We start from the raw sequence: 25872 nt of genomic DNA, 5'->3' as shown, positions 1-25872 counted from the left end.
CTGCTGATGGATGACGTCAGCCGCACTCTGTTAGATCAGACCGCGTGGGTCATTTTTTTTCAGCCCTGAAGCGCAGCCGTGTGTAGTCCACCGTCCAATGTCCGCTGGAGTCCAGCAGGTCGCTGGCCAGTTCCTCCGTGACCTCCTCCAGAAACTGCGCGTGTGCGTCTACCGGTAAAGCGGCCAAATAGGGGCTGCCATAGGTTTTTATCCATTCGCTGACGGGGTAATCCAGCACCATTGGGCGCTCGAACCAACTGATGAACGTGACGTGGAACCCCACCTGCTCCAACACCTGTTGGTACTCATGGGCGGAGGGCAAATACCAAGGGTCAATGTCCTGCGCATCGACGGACCTGCGTTCCAGGGCCTCATGGATGGCCCGCCGGATCAACAGGGCATTTTTCGCACCGGCAAACTCACCCACAAACCGCCCGCCGGGTTTGAGTGCCATGAAGGCGCCACGGGCTACTTGATCAGCATGACGCATCCAATGCAGGGCGGCATGGCTGAATACCGCATCGAATTCCTGGTGGAAGTAGAGCTCTTCGGCATTGCCCAGTTTCACCTCAAGGTTGCGCGAGCGTGCGGCGTTCACCTTCTCGGGGCTGGAGTCGAACCCCACCACCTCAGCACCCTGGCGAGCGAGTTGTTCACTCCAATAGCCATCACCGCAGCCGATATCCAGCACCCGCTCCCCCGTTTTGATTGCCAGCAACTCGATCGCACCGTTGGCCCGGTGAATCTGCGAACACGTGTTGGTTTCATAAGGCAGGGCGTTCCTTTCCTGCAACTCGAAAAAGGGTCGGAAAAAGCTTGAGGCAGTCATCGGGAGGTCTCCGTTTAGGGGAGGTGATGTGGCTGTCGGGCTGCAAGCCCCTCTAAGCATCACCTTGGGCGAGGTGAAAAAGGGCGCGCCGGTTCAGATGCGCTTGGACAACCAGACCAGCACGATTACCACGACGCATGCGGCCGGGGTCAACCAGTTCCAGAGCTCACCCATCAGCCAGATCGAAAAGGCAAACGTGAAGAACGGCTGCAGCAACTGCAACTGGCTAATGCGTTGGATGCCCCCCAGTGCCAGTGCACGGTTCCATGAAAAGAAGCCCAGCAGCGAGTTGACCAGCGCCAGGAAGAGCAGGGCTGCTACCCCTTGGCCAGGCAGGTTGGCAATAGCTTCGCCGTCATACAGCCAGAGGCTGACCGGAAGTAACACAGGCAGGCTGATGACCAGGGTCCAGCACATGACCTGCCAGCCCGGCAGTTCCTTGGACAGCGCGCCGCCTTGGGCGTAGCCAAAGCCGGCCAGCATGACGGCGCCCAGTAGTGCCAAGTCACCGATGTAGATATCCGAGACATTCGAGTTGATCACGGTATAGGTCATGACCACCAGGAAACCCAGGCTCGACACCACCCAGAACATTTTGGAGGGGCGGGTACCTGTGATCAGCGTGCCGAAGATAGCCGTAGACAGTGGCAGCGCCGCGAGCACCACGCCGCCGTGGCTCACGGGAACGTATTGCATGCCAAGGGCGGTAAGGATTGGAAAGCCGTAAACGATCCCGGTGGATGTCAGCAGCATTCGTTTGATTTGTGATCGAGTGGGCAGCTTGGCTCGGCCGAGAATCAGAAATGGAATTGCCGCAAACGCTGCCAGCACCGACCGGAAAAAACCGACTTGCAGGGCGCTTAGATCGCCCGCGAGTATCTTGGCCGCCGGTAGGGTCATCGCGAAAGCTGCGACCGAAATGAGCCCTAGGAAGTAGGCTTGCAAGTCCTGGTTTTTTGATTCTTGAAAGCTGGCGATATTGGTTTGCGTCATGGGACGTTTCCTTTGGTTTCGCCGGTGGTGCATCCGCCCATGCGGGTGGATGCGCAGGCCGGTCAGATCTGTTTGTTATTGAGGTTGGGTTTATCCAGGGGGCTGGTGCTCAGGAAAAATACCAACGATGAACGTGTGCCACTTTGTACCTTGCGTACCCCATGGGGGATTTCGCAGCGATTGATCAGCACATCGGCATAGCCGGTTTTAAACTGCGACTCCTGGCCTTCATGCTCGATAAAGAACTCGCCGCCTTCGTATTGCCTGCCGAACTGAATGACCACCGAGTAGCGATATTCCAGGTTGCTGTAGGTATCAATGTGCTTACCGATATAGTTGCCAGCCTCCAGCAGGTTGGATTGGCAACGACGGATAAAACACTCTCCCTCCATGATGCCGTTGAAAAACTCACGGCTTTTGCCTGACGAGAGAATTTCCACCACCCGTTCGCCATACGGTGTGTTCCGATAGACGGGCAACTGGCCTTTTTGGTCTTCCATGAAGCGCCCAACCGCCAAAAAGTTTTCTTCGCCCACATCGCCGATTTTAATGATGGTTTTGGGGATGACCTGGCACGCGGTCTCCAAGTAGTCGATATCTTCATCTGAGAACAGTTGTGAAGCCTTGAGGCGTGCGTAGGCGTCGGTGTGCAACTGTTGATTGGCTGCTTGAATCGTCTCTTGCATGGTCAGGCTCCTTGAGAGGTGGAAGTGGAGAACGGGCAGTTATGAGTGTCCGAGACAGTGGTTTCGAGAGGGCCGAAAGGCTCCTGCACACCTCGGCACAAGTGGTCGCGAATCAGATACAGCCCGGCCATGAACCCCCAGACTTCCAGGAACGGGCCATAGGGCGAGGGTTGTTGCTCGAGACTGGCGCGATAGTTGGCGATGTGCCGGAAGTGCACGTTGGGGCGGCGGTGATGCGCGTCATGGTTCGGCAAGTCTTGCGGGTACACATACATCCGCACGGGGATGTCCAGGCACACGCACTGCAAACCCCAGATCAGATGGGCGATGATGCCGCGCTCCGGCGGTTTGCGGCCCTGGTAGCGACCCCAGGTCAGGCGGCCGTAGTGGTCTTTTTCGCTGCGCCGGGCGTCCCGTTGATAAAACCAAAGGTGCTCGGTAAACAATTGCAGCCACATGGAGTGTTCAAACAGCACGGCGCGAGGAATCACGTACATCAATGCGAAAGCAGGTAACCCGCCCGTCGCCCACAAGAGCACCAGCACCACCCCCCAGAAGCACCAGCGAAACAGCGCTGCGCGGCGGTCAAGACGCACGAAGCAGTCAAGCCATGTCTCCCGCCATTGACGCAGCAGATAAGCAGGGCGAAACGGGGTGCAGCACACTCGCAACCAGTACGCTGTTTCAGGCATTCCCGGGTAGAACCCTTGCGCCCGGATAAAGCGTTGGTCGGGGTCCTCGTCAGAACACAGCACGCGGATGTTGTGGTGCTCGCGCACATGGCTCTGGTTGTAGGTGTCCCAGTCCTGATAGAGCAGCGGTGTGCTTAGAAATAACCTGGCGTAGCGCTGCGCCCGTGTCTTGTCCTTGAGTACGGCACCGTGGGTAAGGTAGTGAAAGGTGGCTTGCAGGCTACGCAGGCGATTGACCATCAAGACCCAGGCCATCAGTACCAGCAGCACCGCAGTAGCGGGTTGAAAAGCACCCTGCAGAACGGCCTGGCCGAGCATCACCAAGGCGATCATCACGGCCCATGTAAAGCACAGATGAACCACCAGGTAGCATTCCCCGGTCTTCTCCATTTCACGCTGCAACACCTGCGCTGTCCGCGCCTGACCCTTACCGGTCAGCCACGTCCAGAGCCCCTGAAAGGGCAGGTGGGCATAGGCCGCTCGAACATCGCCCCGTGGCCCGTACTGACAGTAGTGAGTGTGGTGACGTGCACCTTGCCCCGGACTCATCAGTAGACCCTGGTCAAGTAGAGGACGGGGATGGTGCTGTACAGCCAATAGAATGGCTGCATGCGATTGTGATCGGCGCCGATTACGATGGGGTTGGTCCACTGCTGGGCAAACACTTTGCCAATCGCGGCGTACTCTGCCCCCTGGGCATATAGCACCTGCATCAACTCTTCATTACTGCGCTGCTGATGCCAGGCCTGATAGAGCGCCAGCCTCGCATTCAAGATCGCGGCGTAGTCCAGATCGTTGTCGACGATGCAACCGTTATCCCCGATTGCCAGGCGTTGCTGGGCCTGCGCTGTCAGCGCGTTCCAGATGTCCTCCCCACCCGCTGCCTCGGCGATCATGATCGTCTCGGTGTCCCGCCCCAGACGGTCGAGGATTTTCTGCTGGCTGACTCGCAGTTTGTGGGCGAAACCTTCGCGTGTTTCCTTGAGGCGGCTCAACGTACGCTCGTCGAACCCTTCAAAATCCCCGGCTGCGATGGCGATGCGTGTCTCAATGCCGTGTTTTTGCAACACTGCCTGTAAGTCGGGCAGGGTCTTGACTACACGTCCGGCCACCAACCCGATGCCTTCGCCCAAATAATCGAAGGTGTAGCGAAGTCGCCCGTTTTTGTTTTCGTAGCCATAATCAGGGCATACGGGGGAAACCAGCGTGACGATTTCTCCGGCAAGCCCCTTCGCCAGGGTCTCGGCGAAACGCGCGATAAAGTGAGGCGCCGATTGGGCGAATGACAGCCGTTTAAACGCCTGCTCCAGGTCCACCACCAGAGCATCTGGCAGCGCTCGCATGGCCGGATAACGTACTTTCAAGGCTGGCGTTGTCGCGGTGTTGTCGTTTACCGCACAGAGCAGCAAGTTCAACAGCGACGGGCGGCTTTGATTGATATACGGCTTGTTCAGAACCAGCGTTTTCTTGTTTTGATGTGTGCGCACTTCCCACTGGAAGCCAGGAAACTTTGACTGGATAAAACGATAAAAGGGCATGTAGCGAGGGAGCCCCGTAACCACATCATCCGAATGTTGAAACTGTGCATATACGGCCGACAATTTTGTAACTTCTTCTTCGATACAAAGTGCCTTGACCAAGTCGGATGGCGGCATTTGAGAAAGCGATATCGGCGACAACACACGCTTGCTGATAAGTTTATGCGTAAGTTTGTTTCTGACGTAATAGTGCGCGAGAGATTGGCTCATAGGTTCACCGGTACGAAAGTTCCTGGTCGGCAGGCATTAGTTCAATACTGTTGATGTTGACGTGTTGCGGCTGCTGCAGGGCCCAAAGAACAGAATTTGCAACATCCATTGGCTCAAGTGGCGTCAGGGAGCTATACGCCCGGTCAGCCAGGGACTGGTCGCCTGCACATTGAACCAGGGCAAACTCCGAGCGGGTTTTGCCGGGCGCGATGTTGGTCAGGCGCACTTTAGTACCGACCAACTCCGTACGCAGGCACCGGCCAAAGTGATCGACAAATGCTTTGGAGGCGGCATAAACGTGCCCGCCTTTATAGTGATAATGAGCACCGATCGAAGTCAGGTTGATCACATGCCCGCAGCCACTTTTTATAAGTGCTGGCAATACGGCCCGCGTGACATTGATCAAGCCGTGAATGTTGGTATCCAACATGGTTGATACATGCTCGTCCGAGACATCCAACAGTGTGCCCTGACCCTGGATCAAGCCTGCACAATTGATAAGTTTGCTAATGTCTGCAAATTCAGCAGGAAGGCCTTTCAGGCAAGTCTTGAGCTGTGCACTGTCCCGAACATCATTGGTCAACGGATAGAAGTTTTCGCGCAGCTCATCGGCTATTGCAGATAGCCGTTCGGTACGACGTCCGATGCCGACGACCTTGTTGCCCTGCGCGATCAACTTTCTGGCACATGCCAGCCCAATGCCAGATGTCACCCCAGTTACGACAACCGTCACGTCACTGTTCAATTGAAGCCCCTTTTGATTGTGGTTTTTATGGATAACTGGAGAGCAGACGCGTCGGTGCCTAGTGAGCTCCCGCAGATTAGAAAGCATCCCAGGTGATGTACCGGTACGGCGATGAGGGGGGGCAGCAAACTGTCTGGTGCTGCGACCATGACAGTTGAAGGGGGCTATTTTTGGCGTTCGTGAGGGCGGCACAGCCGCGAAGGCAGATCTGTGATGCCATTCCCGTGCGCGACCCTCTAGGAGCCGACCCGGCGGTGGTCGTTAGCGATGACGCTGGGCAACTGACAGTCGGCGGCGCTGTAACGGCCGTTATCGCTGGCAAGCCAGTTCCACGGGAGGAGGTGGTGTCAGGGGGGGGGGCTGCGATGCCTGTCGTCAGAAATGGGATCCAATTCACACAATAGCCGCGAACTTTTCCGCTTATTTGGCTACTAACCCATCTCGGCACAACATTGATGGCTAACTAATGGCAACTTTCAAGTTGTGTCGAAAGCTGTATCAAAACTGATACCGCTTGTCGGAATAAAAATTCCGAATACAAGCATTTAATTGTTGCTGATAGTTTTTATCGTTATTAATCAGCAGCTTACGGGTGATTTAATTTTTAGCTTCAACTAGCCGGGAGTTTTGGCTGGGTGGAAGTTCGATGTTAGTTTGCCGCCCCTTGTTACTCGATGGATCGAACATGCCTTCGTTATTGCCACGGATTCGGTATTCCCTGTGTATTGCCCTGTTCGCCCTCTGTGGGTCAAACAGCGCAGTGGCCGCGACTTCGCCTGGCGATCAGGACCTGATCCGCGAGCGGCAAAACCGCCTGCTCGAAGAGCAGCGCCGGCGCCTCGAAGACCTCAAGGAATTGCCCGGCAAGGAAGTCAAACCCACAGCGCCCACCGCCCCGGTGGATAACCGTTGCTTCCCGATCAAGACCATTGAACTCAAAGGCGCCGACAGCCTGTCCGCCACCGAGCGTGAGCGCTTGATCAAGCCTTACATCGACCAGTGCCTGGGCGTTTCCCAGCTCAATCAACTGCTCAAGGCCGTCACCGATCACTACATCGACAAGGGCATGGTCACTAGCCGTGCCTACTTGCCGCAGCAGGATTTGTCCAAAGGGCATCTGCAGGTGCTGGTGGTCGAAGGCAAGCTCGAAAGTTTGCAAGGCGCGGACAACAGCAAGCTCTCGGCGCGCGAGTTGGCCATGGCCTTTCCTGGCCAAAACGGTGACCTGCTCAACCTGCGGGAAATCGAGCAGGCCATCGACCAGCTCAACCGCTTGCCATCCAACCAGGCCCAAATGGAACTGGCCCCCGGCGAAGCCGTCGGCGGCAGTTCGGTGTTGGTGAAAAACAACCCGCAAAAGCCCTGGCGCGCCAGCTTGTCGCGCAATAACGACGGGCAAAAAAGCACTGGCGAGCAGCAGTGGGGCGCCGGCCTTGAGTGGGACAGCCCCCTGGGCCTGGCGGACCAGTTGGTGTTGCGCGGCGGCCATGATGCGATCAGCGATCACCAGAAAACTTCGAAAAACGGCATGTTCTATTACAACGTGCCGTGGGGCTGGTGGAACTTCAGCTACACCTACAGCGAGAGCGATTACCGCGCGTTGGGCCAGGCCGATACGTTCAGCTTCAAGCAATCGGGTGACAGCCAGAACCACCAACTGCGCGCCGAGCGCGTGGTGCATCGTGATGACGTGAGCAAGACCTCGGTCAACGTCGGCCTGGCTCACCTGCGCACCAATAACTATGTGTTCACCACCCGCCTCGACAGCAGCACTCGCCTGAGTGAAATGCAGGTCGGCATCAACCACGGTCGGCGGGTCGGCAGTGCCTTCGTCAACATGGATTTGGGCATGCAGAATGGCATTGGCCTGCTCGATGCCCAGTCCCAGGACGAACGCGGCGAGTTTGGCAGTCGTCAGCCCAATTCGCGCTACCGCAAATACACCGCCACCGTCAGCTACCTGCAGCCGTTCACCTTGTGGGGCGAGTCGTTCAGTTTCACCAGCCTGGCCACCGGCCAACGCAGCGAAGACATACTGTTCAGCCCGCAGCGCATGAGCCTGGGTGGCTCATCCTCGGTGCGCGGCTTCAAGGACCAGCAACTCAACGGTGACAGCGGCGGCTACTGGCGCAACGACCTGCGCTGGGCGCGGCCGGTACTGGTGGATTGGTTGCGCCCGGCCTTCGGCGAGTACGGCGTGAGCCTGGGTTACGACCAGGGCGTGATCCGCAATGACCGCTACAACGACACTGTCCACGGCCGGGTTTCCAGCAACTCCGTGGAGCTGTTCGCCCGTGGCAAGAATGTCAGCACCAGCGTGACCTTCGCCCATTCTTTGGAACGTCCGGCAGTGATGAGCGAGCGCGAAGCGCCGATCTACTTCCGGATGGATTTCTACCTGTAATTCAACGCCTAGCCGCATCGAGAATTTGACATGGACGTCCGCCAGTTTGCCTTCCTCGCCCGCCTGCCTTCTGCTGCCTTGAAGCGTCGTGACGCGTTCTGCGGCCTGCCCAAGCGCGGCCTGGTGCTGATTCTGGCCAACGCGCTGTTCTGGCAGCCGCTGCTGGCCCAGGCCGACGGCATTGTGGTCAGCGGCCCCGGCACGACGGTGGGCGCGGCGGGCAATGGGGTGCCGGTGGTGAACATCGCCACGCCCAATGGCAGCGGCCTGTCCCACAACCACTTCAAGGACTACAACGTCGGCCCCAATGGCGTGATCCTCAACAACGCCGGCGGCCCGTTGCAGTCCACCCAGCTGGGCGGGATTATCGTCGGCAACCCCAACCTCAAGGGTGGCTCGGCGAATGTCATCCTCAATGAAGTCAACGGCGGCAGCCCCAGCCAACTGCGCGGCTATACCGAGGTGGCGGGGCAATCGGCCAAGGTTATCGTCGCCAACCCCTATGGCGTGACCTGCAACGGCTGCGGCTTTATCAATACACCCAACGTGACCCTGACCACCGGCAAACCGATCCTCGATAACGGCCGCCTGGACCGCTACCAGGTCGATGGTGGTGCGGTGACCATCGATGGCCAGGGCTTGAACGCGAGCAATGTCGACCGCTTCGAAATCATCACCCGCACGGCCAAGATCAACGCGCAGATCAATGCCCGCAACCTGACCGTGATTGCCGGGCGCAACGACGTCAATGCACAGACCTTGAATGCCACCGCGCGCGCCGACGATGGCAGCGCCAAGCCGGAGTTGGCGATTGACTCCTCGGCTCTGGGCGGCATGTATGCCGGCGCGATCAAGCTGGTGGGCACCGAGGCCGGTGTCGGGGTGAAACTGGACGGCACGTTGGCGGCCAGCGCGGGCGATATCCAACTCGATGCCAATGGGCACCTGAGCATGGCGCAAGCGGCGGCCAGTGGCGCGATTGACGTCAAGGCGGCAAGCCTCGACGCCCAGGGTCCGGCCTACGCCGGCACCGCCCTGACGGTGAAAACCAGCGGCGACCTGAACACCCAGAAAAGCCTCGCCGCCCGCGACACGGTGCGCCTGAGCAGCGGCGGGCAGTTGACCAACAACGGCATCATCGAAGCCGGCGTGAATCCCGATAACACCCGCACCACCACCGGCGACGTCAGCCTCGACGCCCGCGATATTCGCAATAACGCCAGTGTGGTTGCCAGCCGTACCGCCACCGTCAAGGCCAGCCAGACCGTGGATAACCAGGGCGGCGTCATCAGTGCCAGAAAGGCCCTGGACATCACCGCCAGCACTGTGGATAACCGCAACAAAGGCCGCCTGCTGACCAGCGGCAGCACCCAGTTGACTGCCGCTGCGCTGCATAACAGTCAGGGCGAAATCATCAGCGACGGCGCGTTGCAGGCCAACGTCGCGCAGGTCAATAACCAGGGTGGCGCGGTGGTCAGCCACGACACCCTCAGCGTCACCGGCGACAGCCTCGATAACAGCAACAAAGGCGTGATCTCCAGCGCCGGAGCGCAGACCCTGACCCTCAGCGGCGCGCTCAACAACAGCCAGGGCGGCGCCATCGACAGCGCCGCCGCATTCACCCTGCGCGGCAACAGCCTGGACAACAGCGCCGGCAGCCTCACCGGCAACGGCGCGCTGACCCTCGACCTGCTGGCCGACCTGATCAACCGCAACGGCAAGCTGGCCAGCGCCGGCCCGCTGTCGATCGAGCGTGTCGCCGCCCTCGACAACCAGGGCGGCAAACTCACCAGCCAAACCTTGCTGACGGTATTGGCGGCCAGCCTGGACAACCGCAACAGCGGCACCCTGGCGGCAAACGCTGGGCTGACCCTGAACGCCAGCGGCCTGGTGCAAAACGACAACGATGGCCTGATCCACAGCGAAAACGCCGGCCTGAACCTCACCGTCGGCAGCCTGAACAACGCCGGGGGCAAGCTCTCGGCCAAGGCGGGTGATGCGCTGATCAACGCCGGTGTTTTCAACAACGGCAACGGCGGTGTATTCGCCGGCCAGCGCGTGCGCCTCAGTGGCGGCAGCGTCGATAACGCCGGGCAGATCGCCGGTCAGCAAGTCGACCTCAGCCTGCTGGGCGCCCTCAACAACCGTGGCCTGATCGAAAGCGCCAGCACCCTGGATATCGCTGCCGCCAGCCTGAACAACCAGGGCGGGCAATTGCGCGCCCTGGGGAGCACTGGCAAAAGCCGCCTGGCGATTGGCGGTACCTTGGACAACAGCGGCGGCAAGCTGGAAGCGGCCAATGCCGACTTGAGCCTGGCCGCCGGCACCTTCCAGAACCAGGGCGGCAGCGTGCTGCATGTCGGCACCGGCGTGTTCGATATTGCCGGCATCAACCTCGATAACGTCGGCGGCAGCCTGGTGACCCAGGGCGACCTGAGCCTGGACAAAACCAACTGGACCAACAGCAGCCTGATCCAGGCCGGCAACCTCACGGTCAATGTCGACACCCTCGAGCAAACCACCAGCGGCCAATTGCTCGCGGCCAACCGCATCAAGGGCACCGGCCAGAACTGGTCCACCCAGGGCGTGATCGCCAGTAACGGCAGCCTCGACCTGACCCTGGGCGGCACCCTCAACAACACGGGCCGCCTGACCGCCGCCACGGACTTCAGCCTGGCCAGCGCTGCGCTGAACAACCTCGGCACCCTGGGCAGCGGTCGCACCATGACCCTGACCTCTGGCAGCCTGCTTAACCAGAACGGCCTGCTGTTCAGCGGCGGCGATATGAGCCTGCGGGTCGATCGCCTGAAAAACCTCGCTGCCGATATCTATGCCATGGGCAACTTGAGCATCGACCGTGACGGCAAGGGCGCGTTCGCCACCAGCATCATCAACAGCTCGTCGAGCATTCAGAGTGACGGCAACCTGAGCCTGGCCGCCGGCACCATCCAGAATATCCGCACGGTCCTGACCAGCGAGTCGGGGATCTACAGCGCCTCGATCAGCCCGGTGCAGTGCATTGAAAACGTCAACGGCGGTGACTGCGAAGGCGGCAAGGAAAACCGTCCGTTCCTGATTGCCCAGCGGGAGCGCCTGAGGGTCACCGACGCCAGCGCGGCCTCCAGCATTACCTCCGGCGCCAACCTGCTGCTGGTCGGCGGCGATGTGCTCAACAGCAGCAGTAGCATCGCTGCAGCCGGCAGCCTGACGGCGCGGGTCAACCAGTTGACCAACCTCGGCCTGGAAACCCACGACACCCTGACCGAGCGCGTATTTTCTTCCGAGCGCACCCGTGATCCGTCGGGCTACAACCAGACCGCCGCGCAATTTACCCAGCGTTATTCCATCGGTGGCGCGGCCTACAACCCCAATAACCTGGGGGGCCTGGAAGCGGCCATGGCGTTCTTTATCGGCGCGATGGAGCGCCAATGGGGCGAGACCAAAACCACCCAACTGGCGGCTCCGGACCAGCGCTACGCTGCGGTGATCCAGGCCGGCGGCGCGGTGAATATCCAGGCCCAGGCCGGCATCGACAACAGCGTGGTGCGCGGTGGCTACACCTACGTCGGCAGCGGCGCCAAGACCGACACCAACGCCCCTGGCTTCTCCACCCAGGTGAAGCTCAACGGGCAATTGCCACCGGATGTCGCCCAGCAACAAGTCAACCCGCTGGGCCTGCCGGGCTTCAGCTTGCCCACCGGGCAGAACGGCCTGTTTCACTTCAGCGACGGCAGTGGTGTACAGGGCCTGCCCAACAGCCAGTTTGCCGCCAACCCGCACAAGTACCTGATCGAGACCAACTCGCAGCTGACCAATATGGCTGAGTTCCTGGGCTCGGATTACATGTTGGCCAAGCTGGGCTACGACCCCGACGCCAGCCAGAAGCGCCTGGGCGATGGGTTCTACGAGCAGCGCCTGATCCAGCAAGCCGTACTTGCCCGCACCGGCCAGCGCTTTATCGACGGCCAGACCAGCGACGCCGGTGTGTTCAAGTACCTGATGGACAATGCCATCGGCGCTCGCCAGCAACTGAACCTGGCCGTGGGCGTGAGCCTCACCGCCGAACAAGTGGCGGCCCTGACCCACGATATCGTGTGGCTGGAAAACGCCACCGTTGCCGGTCAAGACGTGTTGGTGCCGGTGCTTTACCTGGCCCAGGCCAGCAATCGCCTGGCACCCAATGGCGCACTGATTTCCGGCAGCGACCTGAACCTGATGACCGGCGCCAACCTCAACAACGTCGGCACACTGCGCGCTACCAGCAACCTGGGCGCCAATATTGGCGGTGATTTGCACAACAGCGGGTTGATGGAGGCTGGCAACCGCCTCGACCTGCTGACCGGCAAGAACCTCAACAACCGTGCCGGCGGCATCATCGCCGGGCAGCAGGTCAACCTGGTGGCCGGTGCCGACCTGCTCAATGAGCGCAGCGTCACCACGCACCAGAGCGCCAGCGACTACCGCATCGAGCGCAGCGATTTTATCGACAGCGCTGCGCGTATCGAGTCGGCCAGCACTCTGGCGATGCAGGCCGGGCGCGATATCAACAGTGTGGGCGGCGCGCTCAAGAGCGGCGGCGACACCACCGCCCAGGCGGTGCGCGACGTGAATATCGTCGCGGCACAAACCCTGGACAGCGGCGCCATTGGCAGCCGTTCGCGCCACGAGATCATCACCCAGCAAGGCTCGGTGGTTGAAGCCGGGCGTGACTTCCATGTGGTCGCCGGGCGGGATGTGAGCGCGGTGGGCAGCCAGATCGAAGCCAAGCGCGACCTGAGCGTCGGCGGCGTGCGCAATGTGACCCTGGCGGCGGCGGCCAACGAGCAGCATTCGGCGTACAACTCGAAAAAGGTCAAGAGCATCGAGGACCACGTAAGCCAGGTTTCCAGCGTGCTCAAGGCTGGTGGCAACGTGAGCTTGAATGCGGGCGAAGATTTACTGCTGCTCGCCAGTAACGTCAGCGCCGGCAATGAAGCGTACCTGGTGGCCGGCAAGAATCTGGCCCTGCGGGCCGCCGAGGATCAGGACTACAGCTTCTACAGCAAGACCAAGAAAAGCTCCTCGGGGAAAAAATTCCGTCTCGACGAGACCGACACCATCAACAACGTTGGCAGCAGTGTCAGCTCTGGCGGCAACAGCACCCTGGTAGCCGGTGAAAACCTGCTGCTGGCGGGTAGCACCGTGGCCGCCGACAAAGGCGCGGCAAAACTGGTGGCGGGCAAGGATGTGCAAATCGTCGCGGTGACTGATGCCGAAAGTGCCCGGCATGAGCGCAAGGAAAGCAAAAGCAGCTGGGGCGGGCTGAAGTCGAGCAAGGTCCAGGACAAGGTCGACGAGAAGCGCACCGTGGCCGTGGGCAGCATGGTCTCGGGCGAGACGGTCAGCGTGGTGGCGGGGCAGGATGCGACAGTGACCGGCTCGGCGCTGGTCAGCACCGGCGACCTGGCCGTGCAGGCCGGGCGTGACCTGACGATTGATGCGGCGCAGAACACCTTTTCGCGCACCGACATGCACAAGGAAAAGAACCGCGACCTGACCGGCGTGTTGACCGGCAATAAGCTGGGCCTGGATGACATCACCGGCAATCAGCACCTGTCCATCAGCAGCAGCAAACACAACGGCACCGCCCAGGAAACCACCCTGACCGGCAGCACCGTTGGCTCCAGCGAAGGCAACGTTGCGTTGATTGCCGGCCGTGAATTGAACGTGGTCGCCAGTGATCTGGTGAGCACCAAGAACATGGACCTCAGTGGCGCCAACGTGACCATCACCGCCGGTGCTGAAACCGCGCGGCAAACCACCGAAGACAGCTCCAAAAGCCTGGCCGTGGGCCGGGTGATTGGCGGTGCGGTGATCGACACCGCGCGCAGCATTCACGATGCCACCGAGGCGGCGAAGAACGCCGATGACCCGCGCCTCAAGGCGGTGAAAATCGCCCAGGCCGCCCTGGCCGCCTACAACCTGGGTGGCCAGGCCTCGGACGCCAACGGCCAGAGCGCCGGCTTCAAGAACAAGCAGGGCGGCTCACCCAGCAACGGTTCGTTGATCAAGATTGGCACCGAACTGGCCAACACCCGCAGCAAGGCCAGCAGCGAGTACAACAGCCTGACGGCGCGCCAGAGCACGCTCAATGCCGGGCAGGATCTGTCGATTGTCGCCACCGGCGAAGCGCCCGGCACCCAGGGCAATATCGAGATCACCGGCAGCAGCTTGAAAGCCGCCAACACCTTGTTGCTGGCCAAGAACAACGTGTTGCTGCAAAGCGCCCAGGACACCGTCGACCGCAAGAACGATGGCTCGACCAACAAGACTGCAATTGGCGCCAGCTTCAACATCGGCGAGCAGAACGGTTTCACCCTCGACCTCGGCGCCCAGGGCGCGAAAAACAACGGCAATGGCAACTCGGTAACCCAGGTCAATACCACCCTGGACACCGGCTCGCTGCTGCTCAAAAGCGGTGGCGACACCACCCTCGCCGGCGCCCAGGTGCGCGCTGACCGCATCCAGGCGGACATCGGCGGCAACCTCAATATCCTCTCGCGCCAGGACAGCGAATCGTCGCGCAGCAAGCAGAGCAGCGCAGGCTTTGGCGCGAGTATCTGCATCCCGCCGTTCTGCTACGGCTCCACTGTCGCCGGCTCGGCCAGTATTGCTGCGGCCAAGATGAACAGCGACTACAAGGCCGTGACCGACCAGACCGGCCTGTTTGCGGGTACCGGGGGCTACGACATCAATGTCGGCAAGACCACCACCTTGCAGGGCGGGGTGATTGCCAGCGAAGCGGCGGCAGTGAAGAACCGCTTGAGCACCGATCGCCTGATCGTCAGCGATATCAAGAACACCAGCGAGATCCAGAGCCAGTCGGCGGGGCTCTCCGCTTCGTTCAGCAGCAGCGGCGGCACCTCGCCGGGTGGCAGCATTCCGGTGGCGCTCAAGGAAGACGAGCGCAGCCACACTCGCAGTGCGGTCAGCGACGGCACGATTGTGGTCCGCAACCCTGAGGGCGCCAATGACCTGGTGGGGCTGAACCGCGACACCGCCAATGCCAACCAGAAGCTCGAGCGCCCAGATGAAAAGGCCATGCAAGAGCGCATCGACCTGATCCAAAGCTCGGCGCAATTGGCCAGCGGTGTGATCAGTACGGTGGCCAAAGCCAAGGCGGATGAAGCCAAGAAGCTTGGGCAAGAGGCAAAAGACCAGGGCAGCGCGGGCTCGCCAACGGCGGGGGCTGCGGCCCAGGCGTACGAGGCGGCGAATGCCGAGGCGCTGCGCTGGCAGGTGGGTGGCGACAAGAAACTGATGGCTGACATTGCGTCCGGGCTGATTGCGGCCGGGCTGGGCGGCGCTACCGGCGGCACGGCGGTGGGGATCGTGGCCAATACATCGGCCAGCGATATCTTCAATAAAATCGGGAGTTTTGCCGACGAGCAGAAAAACCGCAAAGACATCGACAGTGCGACCAAGGCCGCCTGGGCCGAAGGCGGCGCAGCGCGCGTTATGTTGCACGCATTGGCGGGGGCTGCCCTGGGGCTTTCCAGCGGCAATGTGCAGAGCGGCGCGCTGGGTGCAGGCGCCTCGGCGGCGCTGATGCCCTCGATTCTGCAAGCGCTGGAAGACAGTGGCATGAAAGAGGCCGACCGTAAGGCCGTGGCTACCCTGATTGCCTCCGGCGTGGGTACGGCGGTCGGTTCCGGGCATGGCACCGGCGGCGCCATTGTGGCCGGTGGCACTGCGGCCAGCGTGGATCGGTACAACCGTCAGTTGCACCCGGACGAGATCAAGTTCGCCTCCGACAAAGAGCGCGTCGATCGCTACGCCGCCGAGCAAGGCATCACCGAGCAGCAGGCGCGCATTGAGTTGCTGCGCACCGCCGCGGCGATGGTCGATCGCGGCTGGAATACCGTGTTGGGTGCCGAGGATGGCAACACCACGACTGCCGCCAGTTTCCTGCGCAGCGAGCTTTCGCAGTCGAAAAGCGCGGACCTGTTCCAGGTCAGCCTGGCCGATTACAACAATGAGCGGTTGGGCCTGTCGCGCCTGATGAAAGACCGGAACTCGGTTGAGAACCTGGTCAAGTACATCGAACTGGTCGACCCCTACAAGTACCTGCACGACCCGAAAAACATGGCCGAAATTCTCAATGCCAAGGGCCAGGGCAGTGCCGAGGGTATTGCCAATGCCGTAGAGGATCTGGCCAGTTTCGGTTCCAAGACGGCGCTTTGGGCGATGAGTACCGTCAATTGCCCAAGCTGTGGCGGTCGGCAATTTATCGCGGCGGTAGAGGCGGTGCAGAGCTTGCCCGAAGAGCTGAGGCTCAAGGGCTATCTGGACACCCTGCATATCATGCAGGGCTATGGCACCGACGTGCTGCGCCAGAACGAGATGATCGCCACCTCTACCGGCGTGGGCCTCGGCCTGGGCGGCGCGGGTGTCGGTGGTGCAGGCGCGACCACCACCCGCCTGACCGGCGAGCTGGCCGGGGCTGTGGGCAAACGCTTCACCGGCATCATCAACGAAGCGGCCGAGCAGGCACTGCTCAAAAGTGGCGGTATCTTTGGCCCTGATGGCAAACCGCTGATGGATCTGAGCGTGTTGACCCGGGAACAGAAAGGGGTCATGGGCGACTTGTTTGGCGAGCGTTCCGTTAAGCAAATCGTGCCAGACGGACAGAAATTGGCACGGGTACCGGGTTTGGGTGAGACGGGGGTTGATGATCTTTACAAGGTCAGCCGCCCGGATGTCGACTTTGTCGTTATCGAATACAAGTTTGTCAGCGCCGACAAAAAGTCCGGATCTTCGGGCCTGGGCAATACGCTGGATGGCAAGCAAGGCTCCACAGCCTGGACGCTGGGCGGTGATCGCCTGATCCGTGCAGTGGGCAGGGAGCAGAGCCGGGATGTTCGGGCTGCCATCGAAATGAACCGTACCGAAACATGGGTCGTCAGATCGCGGCCGGATGGCTCGACAGAAATTGAGGTGTTGGATGCGCTTGGTAAGGTCAAACCGGTAGACACCTCTAGAATACTACCTTCCAAAAATCTGAATGGGGTTCTTCCATGATTCGTGCACCGCTGGGAGATAAGCAGTATTGGGAGGGGCGTGAGTCAAAGGACCAGCAGTGGATTGAGCGGGCCCGTAAGCTGTTGGCGGAGCCCTCAGCCAACCCCGTCTATAGGCCGCAATTTGCGTTCGACGTTGCCAAGGATAGTTTGACCTCAGGCATCAGAGCCTATTCCCAAGGGCGCAATGTCGCAGAGATCGCGACCTGTTTCCCGCTCCTGCTGGACGCCTGGGAGATGTCCAATAGTGCTGCCCACGAAGTCTGTGCACAAAACAATCTTCAGGTTTGCCGAGACTGGACTTTCGAGCTGACGGATCTAAGCCACTACATCTGGTGTTTCTGGTTGGTGAGCCTGGCGCTGGCGCTGGAGATTCCCGACGACCAGTGGCGTCGACTGGTTGCCTTGATCGGCGAAGGTGGGCAGGACGTTCTGCTGGATCGAATCATCGCCGCCCGCGAGCCCGGGCGGGTGATTGGGGAGCAGCTACTGCACGCCAAGCCTTACTCAAGATTGCTCAAGGCAATCGACGCACCCCAGGAACAACAGGCCTTGCTGTTGCTGGCGTTCGTAGAGCATTGGTACCCGGAGTTGAACCGGCGCGGTAAACAGCAACCCTGGTGGTACGTTTATGGTGACCCGGTAAAACACCCCCTTGAGATGGAAGGCTACTTCGGCCGGTGGTGCTTTGAGGCGGTTGCCGCTGTCAAGGCGTTCGGGCTGGATGACAGCGCTTGCATCGGGCATGAACATTACCCTGCCGACTTGCTCCACCCCAGTGAAGCCGTTATCCCCGCACCAGCTCCTGCCCGCGTAGAAAAAGCCGGCTGGCTGGCGCGGTTGTTTGGGCGCTCGGATGAATGAGCCGTCACTTGTACCAGTACCGGCATGGCATTGGCGTGGCTTTGGTACTGGCTGCGTTGTTGAATGGCTTCTTGCGATTTGATGGCAGTTGGAAGCGTTTGTTGACCATGGTGTTAGTGCAGCTGTGGTTTGGCCAGGCGGTTTACAACTATGCGCGTGGCGCCCGGGTGGCCATAGCACCGGGTGGCATGAGCAAGGACGCCGACCCGGAGTGGCGCGCGGCCTTGGCCGGCTTTGCCTTGTTTTTATATGGGGGCGTGTTCTTTTTGAGTTTTTGACTCTTGCAGGGCAACCCCAGCCCTTTATTGCCACGGAAGACCCTTTATGAAAAAAGTTGCCTTTATCCTCGCGGCCCTGGCCCTTGCGGGCTGCCACTCCACTGCCCGCGACTCGTCGCCCAGCCTGTTGAAAGATGGCGTGCAGTTGCAGCAGAACAAAGTTGTGGCGGACGCCGAACACGCCAAAGTGATCATGCGCGCCACCGGCTTTACTTACCCCGTGCAGTTCTCCGTGCGCCGTGGCGGCGATGCCGATCAGCGGCCGGAGATCCTCGGCACGGTGGTGGATTCTGGTCGGGGCAAGGTGTTTGGCTGGATCGCCAAGATGAGCGAGGTGGCCAACAGCGCTGCCGTCAAACGCTTCCCGCAGTTGGAAGTACTGGCCGATCCGGGGCAGACGATCGAGGTGTTGGGCGAGTCGCGAGTGTATGACTCGAACTACTACAGCTACGCCGAAAAAACGGTCTACGCCTGCGGCCCGATGACCTCGGCGTTCAAACCGCAAAAGCAAAAGGTTTACCTGGTGGAATTCGTGATTGTCGGCGCCGGCTGTGAGCAGCATGCCTATGACATCACCGACCCTGCGCAGCGCATCCCCGTCCCCGCGTCCTGAATCATGCACCCTACAACCGCCGGGCACATTGGCGGTGTTGTCCGTAGTAAATGGAGTTTCAAATGAAGCGCAAGCAGTTCCAGAAAACCCTGTTGGCCATGATGGTCAGCGCAGTTGCCGCACAAGTCAGCGCGGTGGAGTTTGACGTCAGCACCGGGCAGAACAACGTATGGGTCTCCCAGACGTTCAACGAGCCTGTGACCCTGGTGGGCACGCGCAACGTGGTGTCGACCCAGCCCAGTGCCGATGGTGTGAATATTGCCCTGACGAATATCCAGGGCACGCTGCGCAACGACGCCAACCTCACTCTGGATGCCAGCGGCCGAGCCATCCGTGGCCTGATCGTCGATGGGGCGCTGGATCAAATGCTCACCACCACCGGCAGCAACATCACCGGCGATATCATCCAGGCCGGCAATATCCACCTGAGCAACACCATTTGGGCCGAAGGCTTTGAAGTCGGTGCCAGCAACGTGGGCGGCAGCATCATCAACTCGGGCAACATCACCCTGGTCGAAGTCCCCGGCTCCGGTGATGAGTCCGACGCCGAGGGTATCTACCTCAACGGCACCACCGTGGCGGGCGACGTGGTCAACAGCGGTGTGGTGGATGTCACGTCCTACTACGGCTACGGCCTGATCCTCGATACCCACAACAACCTGCCGGTGACCATCGGTGGCAAGCTGCTCAACTCTGGAACCCTCCGCGTTACCGGTGAAGAGGCCCTGGGGATCGAGATCGAAACCGATACCAACCCCCTGCGTATCGAAAACAGCGGCCTGGTTTCCGTCAACGGCGGGCAGGCGATTGCCGTGCAGCTCGATGCGGGCACCTACGATTACCTGCTCAACACCGGCACCATCGAAGCCAGCGGCAGCAACGCCATGGCCTTCAACGTGCAAGGCGCGACCTTTAACACCACCTCGCCGAGCGGTGAGCGCGGCCTGATCAACCGTGGCGTGATCAGCGCCGACGCGACGGCGATCAAGGTCAACCCGAAGTCCCAGTTGACGCCCTTCGAGATCAACCAGCAAGCCGGCGAAATCCGCAGCAACTCCGGCACCGCCATCGACGCGGCCAACCTGGCAAGCCTGAACTGGACTGGCGGCAAAATCGTCGGTGATGTGCTCGGTGTCACGGCTGTGAACATCAACGGCCAGGCCGACTTTACCGGCGCGCGCATTGGCAGCCCGGTATCGGTCAACGCGGGTTCGTTGAACCTGTCCGGCGCCGGTACCACCATCACTGGCGACCTGAATGTAGCCAGCGGCGCTGGGGTTGATATGCGCCTGTCCAATAGCGTCGTACCGACCACGCCTTACCTCACGGTCAGCGGTGCCGCGAACTTCGCCCAGGGCTCCAACGTGACCTTGAGCGCCAAGCCCGGTGATTTCACCGCAGCCCCCAGCGGCACCGAATACACCCTGCTGCAAGCCAGCAGCGTGCAAAACAACGGCCTGACGGTCGCCAGCAGCTCGTCGTTGCTCGATGTGCTCAGCTACTCGGCCGATGCGCAGACGGTCAAGGCCGTGGTGGGCTTGAAGCCAGACGAGCAGGTGCAAACCGACCTCGGCGGCGTGGGCGCCAGCACCTCGGTAGTCACCGCCGTGAACCTGCTGAAAAACGAAGTGCTGGGGCAACTGAGCCAGGACGACGCAGTGTTCCAGGCCGTGGCCAACGCCGGCAGCGCCCAGCAACTGGCGCAGATTGGCGAACAGCTCAAACCTGACGTAAACCGTGGCGCGCTGGACGTGGCCTTGTCTGGGCAGACCGTGATCAACGGCACGATCCTCAACCGCCTGGCCGGCCAGCGCGATGGTAGCGAGCGTGGCGGCGTGTGGGTGCAAGGCCTGAGCAGCAACATGGACCAGGACGGTCGCGGTGGCGATAACGGTTACTCGGCCAACAGCAGCGGCGTGGCCGTCGGCGTGGACGGGCGTTTGAACGACAGCACCCGTGTGGGTGTGGCGTACAGCTACCTCAACTCCAATATCCATTCGGACCTGGGCAACAAGACTGAAGTGCAGGGCAACGCGCTGTCGTTGTACGGCAACTGGTCGCTGCAGAACTGGTTTGTCGATGGCAGCCTGAGCTATGGCGTAAACGACAACGACAGCAAGCGTCACATCGCCGGCACCACGGCCAAGGGCAGCTACGACAGCCAGGCGTTGTCGGCCAGCGTGATCGGCGGCTACAGCTTCAAAGCGTCGGACAGCGTGCTGATCGAACCGCGTGTCGCCGCGCGTTACTCCAGCGTGCACATGGACAGCCTGCATGAGAAGGGCTCTTCGGCGGCGCTGAACACCGGTTCCCAACGTTACGAAGTCGGTGAGCTGGGCGCCGGCCTGCGTGTGGCAGGCAACCTGCCGCTGGGTGCCGGCACTCTGCAACCGGAAGCGACCGTGATGGCCTATCACGACCTAATGGGTGATCGCGTGGCGCAGACTTCCAGCTTTGTGAACGGTGGTTCGACGTTCAGCGTGACCGGCGCATCGGTAGCGCGTGACAGCTATGAGGCCAGCGTGGGCGTGAACTACCAGGTCTCGGCGTTCAGCGTCGGCGCCAGCTACACCCGCCAGGCTCGCAGTGGGTTTGATGCCGATGGCGTCATGCTCAAGGCCCGTTACGCGTTCTAAACCGTCCTGGTAGGAGCGAGCTTGTGTGGGAACTGGCAAGCCTGCTCCCACATAAGCCTGCTCCCACCAGTGCGAAACAACTTGAGAACCGCTCTCAACCCCGTAAAATGCGCAGCACTTAATCAGGGATGAATTTGAAGATGCGCATTTTTGCCTTGCTGCTGGCTCTTTCCTTTCTGGCCGGCTGCGCTTCCAAACCCCCGTACTACATCTCTCCAGCACCCGTGACCATTCCCAAGACCGCCACCTTCTGGGTCGATACCTTCGACGTCAAAGTGGTGGGGCAGGGCCGAATTTTCATGTCGGACGCCAAAGTCCGCGAGCAACTGGGCGTCGACCTGGTTGACCGTCTGCTCAAGGCCAAGCGCTACGCCAGCAGCAAGCAGACCGCTGACTACCTGCTGGACGTGGATATCGTCTACGTGCGTCATATCCTCGACTCCAAGGGCGGTATCACCAGCCTGGTGGTCGACGACAACACCATCCTGCAAAGCATCGACTTCGGCTACAAGGTCAAGGTCAAGAAAGCCGACGCCGAGGTGCTGCATTTTGCCCAGGATCGGGGTGGCCTGGTGCCCAATAACTGGGGCGGCCAGGTGCAGCAATGGAAGACCATTGGCGGGGTCCTGACCAATGAAGGCAGCGCCAATATCGAGCGCCATTTCACCGGTGGCTTGAGCAATTACATCGTGCACGACCTGCGCGCCATACCCTCACGTTAATACCCCGGATTTATTCACCTAGGAGCACCCTGTGAAATCACTCTGCAAAATCCTGCTGTCCGGCCTTGCCGCCACGGCACTGCTGACCCTGGCCGGTTGCGCCACGGAAAGCTCCCGCGCACTGCCGATCGAAAAAGTCGCCAGCGCCAGCGTCGCCTACTCCGGCGTACGCGTGCCGATTGCCGTGGGCAAGTTCGATAACCGCTCCAGCTACATGCGCGGGATCTTCTCCGATGGCGTGGACCGCCTCGGTGGCCAGGCCAAGACCATCCTGATCACCCACTTGCAGCAGACCAACCGCTTCAGCGTGCTGGACCGCGACAACATGGGCGAAATCTCCCAGGAAGCGAAAATCAAGGGCACCGTCCAGAACCTCAAGGGTGCTGACTACGTGGTGACCGGCGATGTGACCGAGTTCGGCCGCAAAGAAACCGGCGACCGCCAGTTGTTCGGCATTCTCGGCCGTGGCAAGACCCAGGTGGCCTACGCCAAGATCAACCTGAATATCGTCAACATCAGCACCTCCGAAGTGGTGTATTCCACCCAGGGCGCCGGTGAATACGCGCTGTCGAACCGTGAAGTCGTGGGCTTTGGCGGCACCGCCAGCTATGACTCCACCCTCAATGGCAAGGTCCTGGACCTGGCCATGCGCGAAGCGATCAATCGCCTGGTCGACGGTATCAACGCCGGCGCCTGGAACCCGCGTAACTGATTTAAGTGTTTTCAAGGAGCAGTACACGGATGAGCAAGGCAGTTAAGTTAGCGCTGATGCTGACAGCAACCGCGCTGGTTGCAGGGTGCCAGACGGCACCCAAGCCCCTGTATCAATGGGAAAGCTACCAGCCACAGGTTTACGAGTACTTCAAGGGCGAGCCCAAGGAAGCCCAGGTCGAAGCGCTGGAACGCGACCTGCAAAAGATCAACGCCAGTGGCCGCCAGGCCCCGCCGGGCTACCACGCTCACCTGGGCTTGCTGTACCTGAGCATGGGCAAGGATGACCAGATGGTGCAGCAGTTGCGCACCGAGAAGGCGCTGTTCCCCGAGTCTGCTGCCTACATGGACTTTTTGCTCAAGAACGCCAAGGCCCCAGAGGTGAAGAAATGAGCTTTTTGAAACTCACCGGCGCCTTGCTCGCCCTGGCCTTGCTGGGCGGTTGCGCAGCACCCAAGACCGTCGATTACTCGGCCTACAAGCAGGCGCGGCCGAAGTCGATCCTGGTGCTGCCACCGATCAACGAGTCCCCTGAAGTGCAGGCCTCCTACAGCCTGGTATCGCAGGTGACCTACCCGTTAGCGGAAGCCGGCTACTACGTGATGCCGATTGCCCTGGTGGACGAAACCTTCCGCCAGAACGGCCTGACCACCGCCAACGATATCCAGGGCGTGCCGCCGGGCAAGCTGCATGAGATCTTCGGCGCAGACGCGGCGCTGTACATCACCGTCAGCGAGTACGGCACCAAGTACATGCTGATCACCAGCGACACCTCCGTGACAGCCTCGGCCAAACTGGTCGACCTGCGCACCGGAACCACCCTGTGGACCGGCTCGGCACGGGCGTCCAGCGAGGAAGGCAACAACAACGGCGGCGGCCTGGTGGGCATGCTGATCACTGCGGCGGTCAAGCAAGTGATCAACAGCTCCACCGACGCGGCGCATCCGATTGCTGGTATCACCAGCGCGCGCCTGTTGTCGGCCGGGCAACGCACCGGGATCCTGTACGGCCCGCGCTCGCCCAAGTACGGCTCGGACTGATCTGGACCAGTCACTGCCGCTCCAATGTGGGAGCGGGCTTGCCCGCGATAGCGGTAGGTCAGTCACCGTATGTATTGACTCGCCCACCGCTATCGCAGGTCAAGCCAGCTCCCACATAGGTTGAGTGACCAGACGCTAACCCGAATCCCGACGCGGCTACGTCTGACCTTGTGAACGCATCATTCACACACGAGGTTCAGCCCATGTCCCATCCTCTTCTCCTCCTGCGCCCCGCTGCCCAGGGCTTCGCCGTGACCTTGCTGGTGGCACTTGCCGGGTGTGGGCTGTCATCCCGTGACGAGGCCAAGGCGCCCGAAGCGGCTGTCGTCCCCGAACTGCAAAGTGCGCCTGTCCAGGCTCAGGGCGCCATGCTCAAAAGAATGGCGATGCCGGCACCGATGGCCATGCATGACGCCGTGGCGATGGAGTACCGCGCCGAGCCGCGTGAGCAGTATCAAAACCTGCCGGACAACCCAGTGCACAGCGTTGCCGAAACCCCGGTCTCGACCTTCAGCGTCGATGTCGACACGGGCAGCTATGCCAATGTCAGGCGTTTCCTCAACCAAGGCCAGCTGCCGCCCGAAGGTGCCGTGCGACTTGAGGAAATGGTCAATTACTTCCCCTACGACTACCCACTGCCGAGCGATGGCTCACCGTTCGGCGTGACCACCGAAGTCGCCGCCACCCCCTGGAACCCCAACACGCGCCTGCTGCGCGTCGGCATCAAGGCCTCCGAGCGTGCGGTGGCCGAATTGGCGCCGGCCAATCTGGTGTTCCTGGTGGATGTTTCCGGCTCCATGGACCGCCGCGAAGGCCTGCCGCTGGTGAAAAGCACCCTCAAGCTGCTGGTCGACCAACTGCGCGATCAGGACCGCGTGTCGCTGGTGGTGTATGCCGGCGAGTCGCGGGTGGTGCTCAAGCCCACGTCCGGTCGCGACAAGGCAAACATCCGCAACGCCATCGAGCAACTGACCGCCGGCGGCTCCACGGCGGGCGCATCGGGCATCGAACTGGCCTATCAGATGGCCCGCGAAGGGTTTATCGACCAGGGTATCAACCGCATCCTGCTGGCCACCGACGGTGACTTCAACGTCGGCATCAGCGACTTCGACAGCCTCAAGCAGATGGCCGTGGACCAGCGCAAAAGCGGGGTATCCCTGACCACCCTGGGGTTTGGTGTGGACAACTACAACGAGCACCTGATGGAACAACTGGCCGACGCGGGCGATGGCAACTACGCCTATATCGACAACCTGCGCGAAGCGCGCAAGGTCCTGGTGGAGCAACTCAGCTCGACCCTGGCCGTGGTGGCGCGGGATGTGAAGCTGCAGGTGGAATTCAACCCGGCCCAGGTCAGCGAATATCGCCTGCTGGGCTATGAAAACCGCGCCTTGAAACGTGAGGATTTCAGCAATGACAAGGTGGACGCCGGCGAAATCGGTGCCGGGCATACCGTGACAGCGCTGTATGAAATCGTACCCAAGGGTTCAAAAGGCTGGCTGGAACCGCTGCGCTATACCCAGGCCAAGGCTGGCGAGGGCAACGCCACAGAACTGGCCATGTTGCGGGTACGCTACAAGCCGGCGGCGGGTGGCAGCAGTCGCCTGATCGAACACCCGATCAAGAGTGCTCAACACACGCCCAGCGACGACCTGCGCTTCTCGGCCGCCGTGGCCGCCTTCGCCCAACAGCTCAAGGGCGATGGCCGCTACACTGGCAGCATGAGCCTAAAAGACACCGCCGCCCTGGCCCGCTCGGCCCGGGGTGATGATCCCTACGGCCTTCGTAATGAATTCGTACAGTTGGTGGAACTGGCCCAGAGCCTCAAACACTGATCTTGCACACGATACAG

The 25872-nt window shown here is 61.0% G+C and carries 17 protein-coding genes; 11 read left to right on the top strand and 6 right to left on the bottom strand.

Annotated elements, in window-relative coordinates; genetic code table 11:
• Positions 1-49: 49 nt before the first annotated feature.
• The 6 genes from JFT44_RS20395 to JFT44_RS20370 form a co-directional block, all read right to left on the bottom strand.
• Entirely contained in the window at positions 50-829 is a 780-nt protein-coding gene (locus tag JFT44_RS20395) for a class I SAM-dependent methyltransferase (RefSeq protein ID WP_169990439.1), read from the bottom strand.
• A 93-nt stretch (positions 830-922) separates the two neighbouring features.
• Positions 923-1822, bottom strand: coding sequence for a DMT family transporter (locus tag JFT44_RS20390; protein WP_057441728.1), 900 nt, complete (start codon positions 1820-1822; stop codon positions 923-925).
• A 62-nt stretch (positions 1823-1884) separates the two neighbouring features.
• Positions 1885-2508: a 2OG-Fe(II) oxygenase gene (locus tag JFT44_RS20385; protein ID WP_057957953.1), complete on the bottom strand. Its 624-nt coding sequence runs from the start codon at positions 2506-2508 to the stop codon at positions 1885-1887.
• A 2-nt stretch (positions 2509-2510) separates the two neighbouring features.
• Positions 2511-3605: a fatty acid desaturase gene (locus JFT44_RS20380; RefSeq protein WP_198831066.1), complete on the bottom strand. Its 1095-nt coding sequence runs from the start codon at positions 3603-3605 to the stop codon at positions 2511-2513.
• 143 nt (positions 3606-3748) lie between these two features.
• Positions 3749-4948 carry a hypothetical protein gene (locus tag JFT44_RS20375; protein ID WP_169990441.1) on the bottom strand — a complete coding sequence of 400 codons (1200 nt, stop codon included), beginning with the start codon at positions 4946-4948 and terminating at the stop codon, positions 3749-3751.
• 4 nt (positions 4949-4952) lie between these two features.
• A complete protein-coding gene (locus JFT44_RS20370) occupies positions 4953-5693 on the bottom strand; it encodes an SDR family NAD(P)-dependent oxidoreductase (RefSeq protein ID WP_198831065.1) in 741 nt (246 codons plus the stop codon).
• Positions 5694-6378: 685 nt separating this feature from the next.
• Here JFT44_RS20370 and JFT44_RS20365 point away from each other — a divergent pair.
• The 11 genes from JFT44_RS20365 to JFT44_RS20315 all read left to right on the top strand — a co-directional run bounded on the left by JFT44_RS20365 (position 6379) and on the right by JFT44_RS20315 (position 25855).
• Positions 6379-8097 (top strand): ShlB/FhaC/HecB family hemolysin secretion/activation protein, encoded by a 1719-nt coding sequence (locus JFT44_RS20365; RefSeq protein ID WP_057957957.1) that lies wholly within the window; start codon positions 6379-6381, stop codon positions 8095-8097.
• Between the two features lie 30 nt (positions 8098-8127).
• Entirely contained in the window at positions 8128-17157 is a 9030-nt protein-coding gene (locus JFT44_RS20360; protein ID WP_198831064.1) for a hemagglutinin repeat-containing protein, read from the top strand.
• The gene (locus JFT44_RS20355; protein ID WP_198831063.1) at positions 17154-18020 is read left to right on the top strand and encodes a PoNe immunity protein domain-containing protein; all 867 of its coding nucleotides are present in this window, start codon (positions 17154-17156) and stop codon (positions 18018-18020) included. The genes JFT44_RS20360 and JFT44_RS20355 overlap by 4 nt, the downstream gene beginning before the upstream one ends.
• Positions 18017-18298 carry a hypothetical protein gene (locus JFT44_RS20350; RefSeq protein ID WP_198831062.1) on the top strand — a complete coding sequence of 94 codons (282 nt, stop codon included), beginning with the start codon at positions 18017-18019 and terminating at the stop codon, positions 18296-18298. The genes JFT44_RS20355 and JFT44_RS20350 overlap by 4 nt, the downstream gene beginning before the upstream one ends.
• Before the next feature lie 46 nt (positions 18299-18344).
• Positions 18345-18911 (top strand): hypothetical protein, encoded by a 567-nt coding sequence (locus tag JFT44_RS20345; protein ID WP_169960008.1) that lies wholly within the window; start codon positions 18345-18347, stop codon positions 18909-18911.
• A gap of 62 nt (positions 18912-18973) precedes the next feature.
• Entirely contained in the window at positions 18974-21547 is a 2574-nt protein-coding gene (locus JFT44_RS20340; RefSeq protein WP_198831061.1) for an autotransporter outer membrane beta-barrel domain-containing protein, read from the top strand.
• Positions 21548-21687: 140 nt separating this feature from the next.
• A complete protein-coding gene (locus JFT44_RS20335) occupies positions 21688-22269 on the top strand; it encodes a hypothetical protein (RefSeq protein WP_198831060.1) in 582 nt (193 codons plus the stop codon).
• Positions 22270-22300: 31 nt separating this feature from the next.
• Entirely contained in the window at positions 22301-22981 is a 681-nt protein-coding gene (locus JFT44_RS20330; RefSeq protein WP_057436965.1) for a CsgG/HfaB family protein, read from the top strand.
• Positions 22982-23010: 29 nt separating this feature from the next.
• On the top strand, positions 23011-23373 hold the full coding sequence (locus tag JFT44_RS20325; RefSeq protein ID WP_057957961.1) for a DUF4810 domain-containing protein: 363 nt from the start codon (positions 23011-23013) through the stop codon (positions 23371-23373).
• Positions 23370-24020 carry a DUF799 domain-containing protein gene (locus JFT44_RS20320; RefSeq protein ID WP_057436967.1) on the top strand — a complete coding sequence of 217 codons (651 nt, stop codon included), beginning with the start codon at positions 23370-23372 and terminating at the stop codon, positions 24018-24020. Before JFT44_RS20325 ends, JFT44_RS20320 begins: the two co-directional genes overlap by 4 nt.
• 203 nt (positions 24021-24223) lie before the next feature.
• Positions 24224-25855 (top strand): VWA domain-containing protein, encoded by a 1632-nt coding sequence (locus tag JFT44_RS20315; RefSeq protein WP_198831059.1) that lies wholly within the window; start codon positions 24224-24226, stop codon positions 25853-25855.
• The last annotated feature ends 17 nt before the right edge of the window (positions 25856-25872 follow it).

It is taken from the genome of Pseudomonas sp. MF5691 (assembly GCF_016405645.1).
GTDB classification, from domain to species: domain Bacteria; phylum Pseudomonadota; class Gammaproteobacteria; order Pseudomonadales; family Pseudomonadaceae; genus Aquipseudomonas; species Aquipseudomonas shahriarae.
The sequence above is the reverse complement of the archived record's forward strand: the minus strand, read 5'-3'. Positions and strand labels throughout refer to the sequence as shown.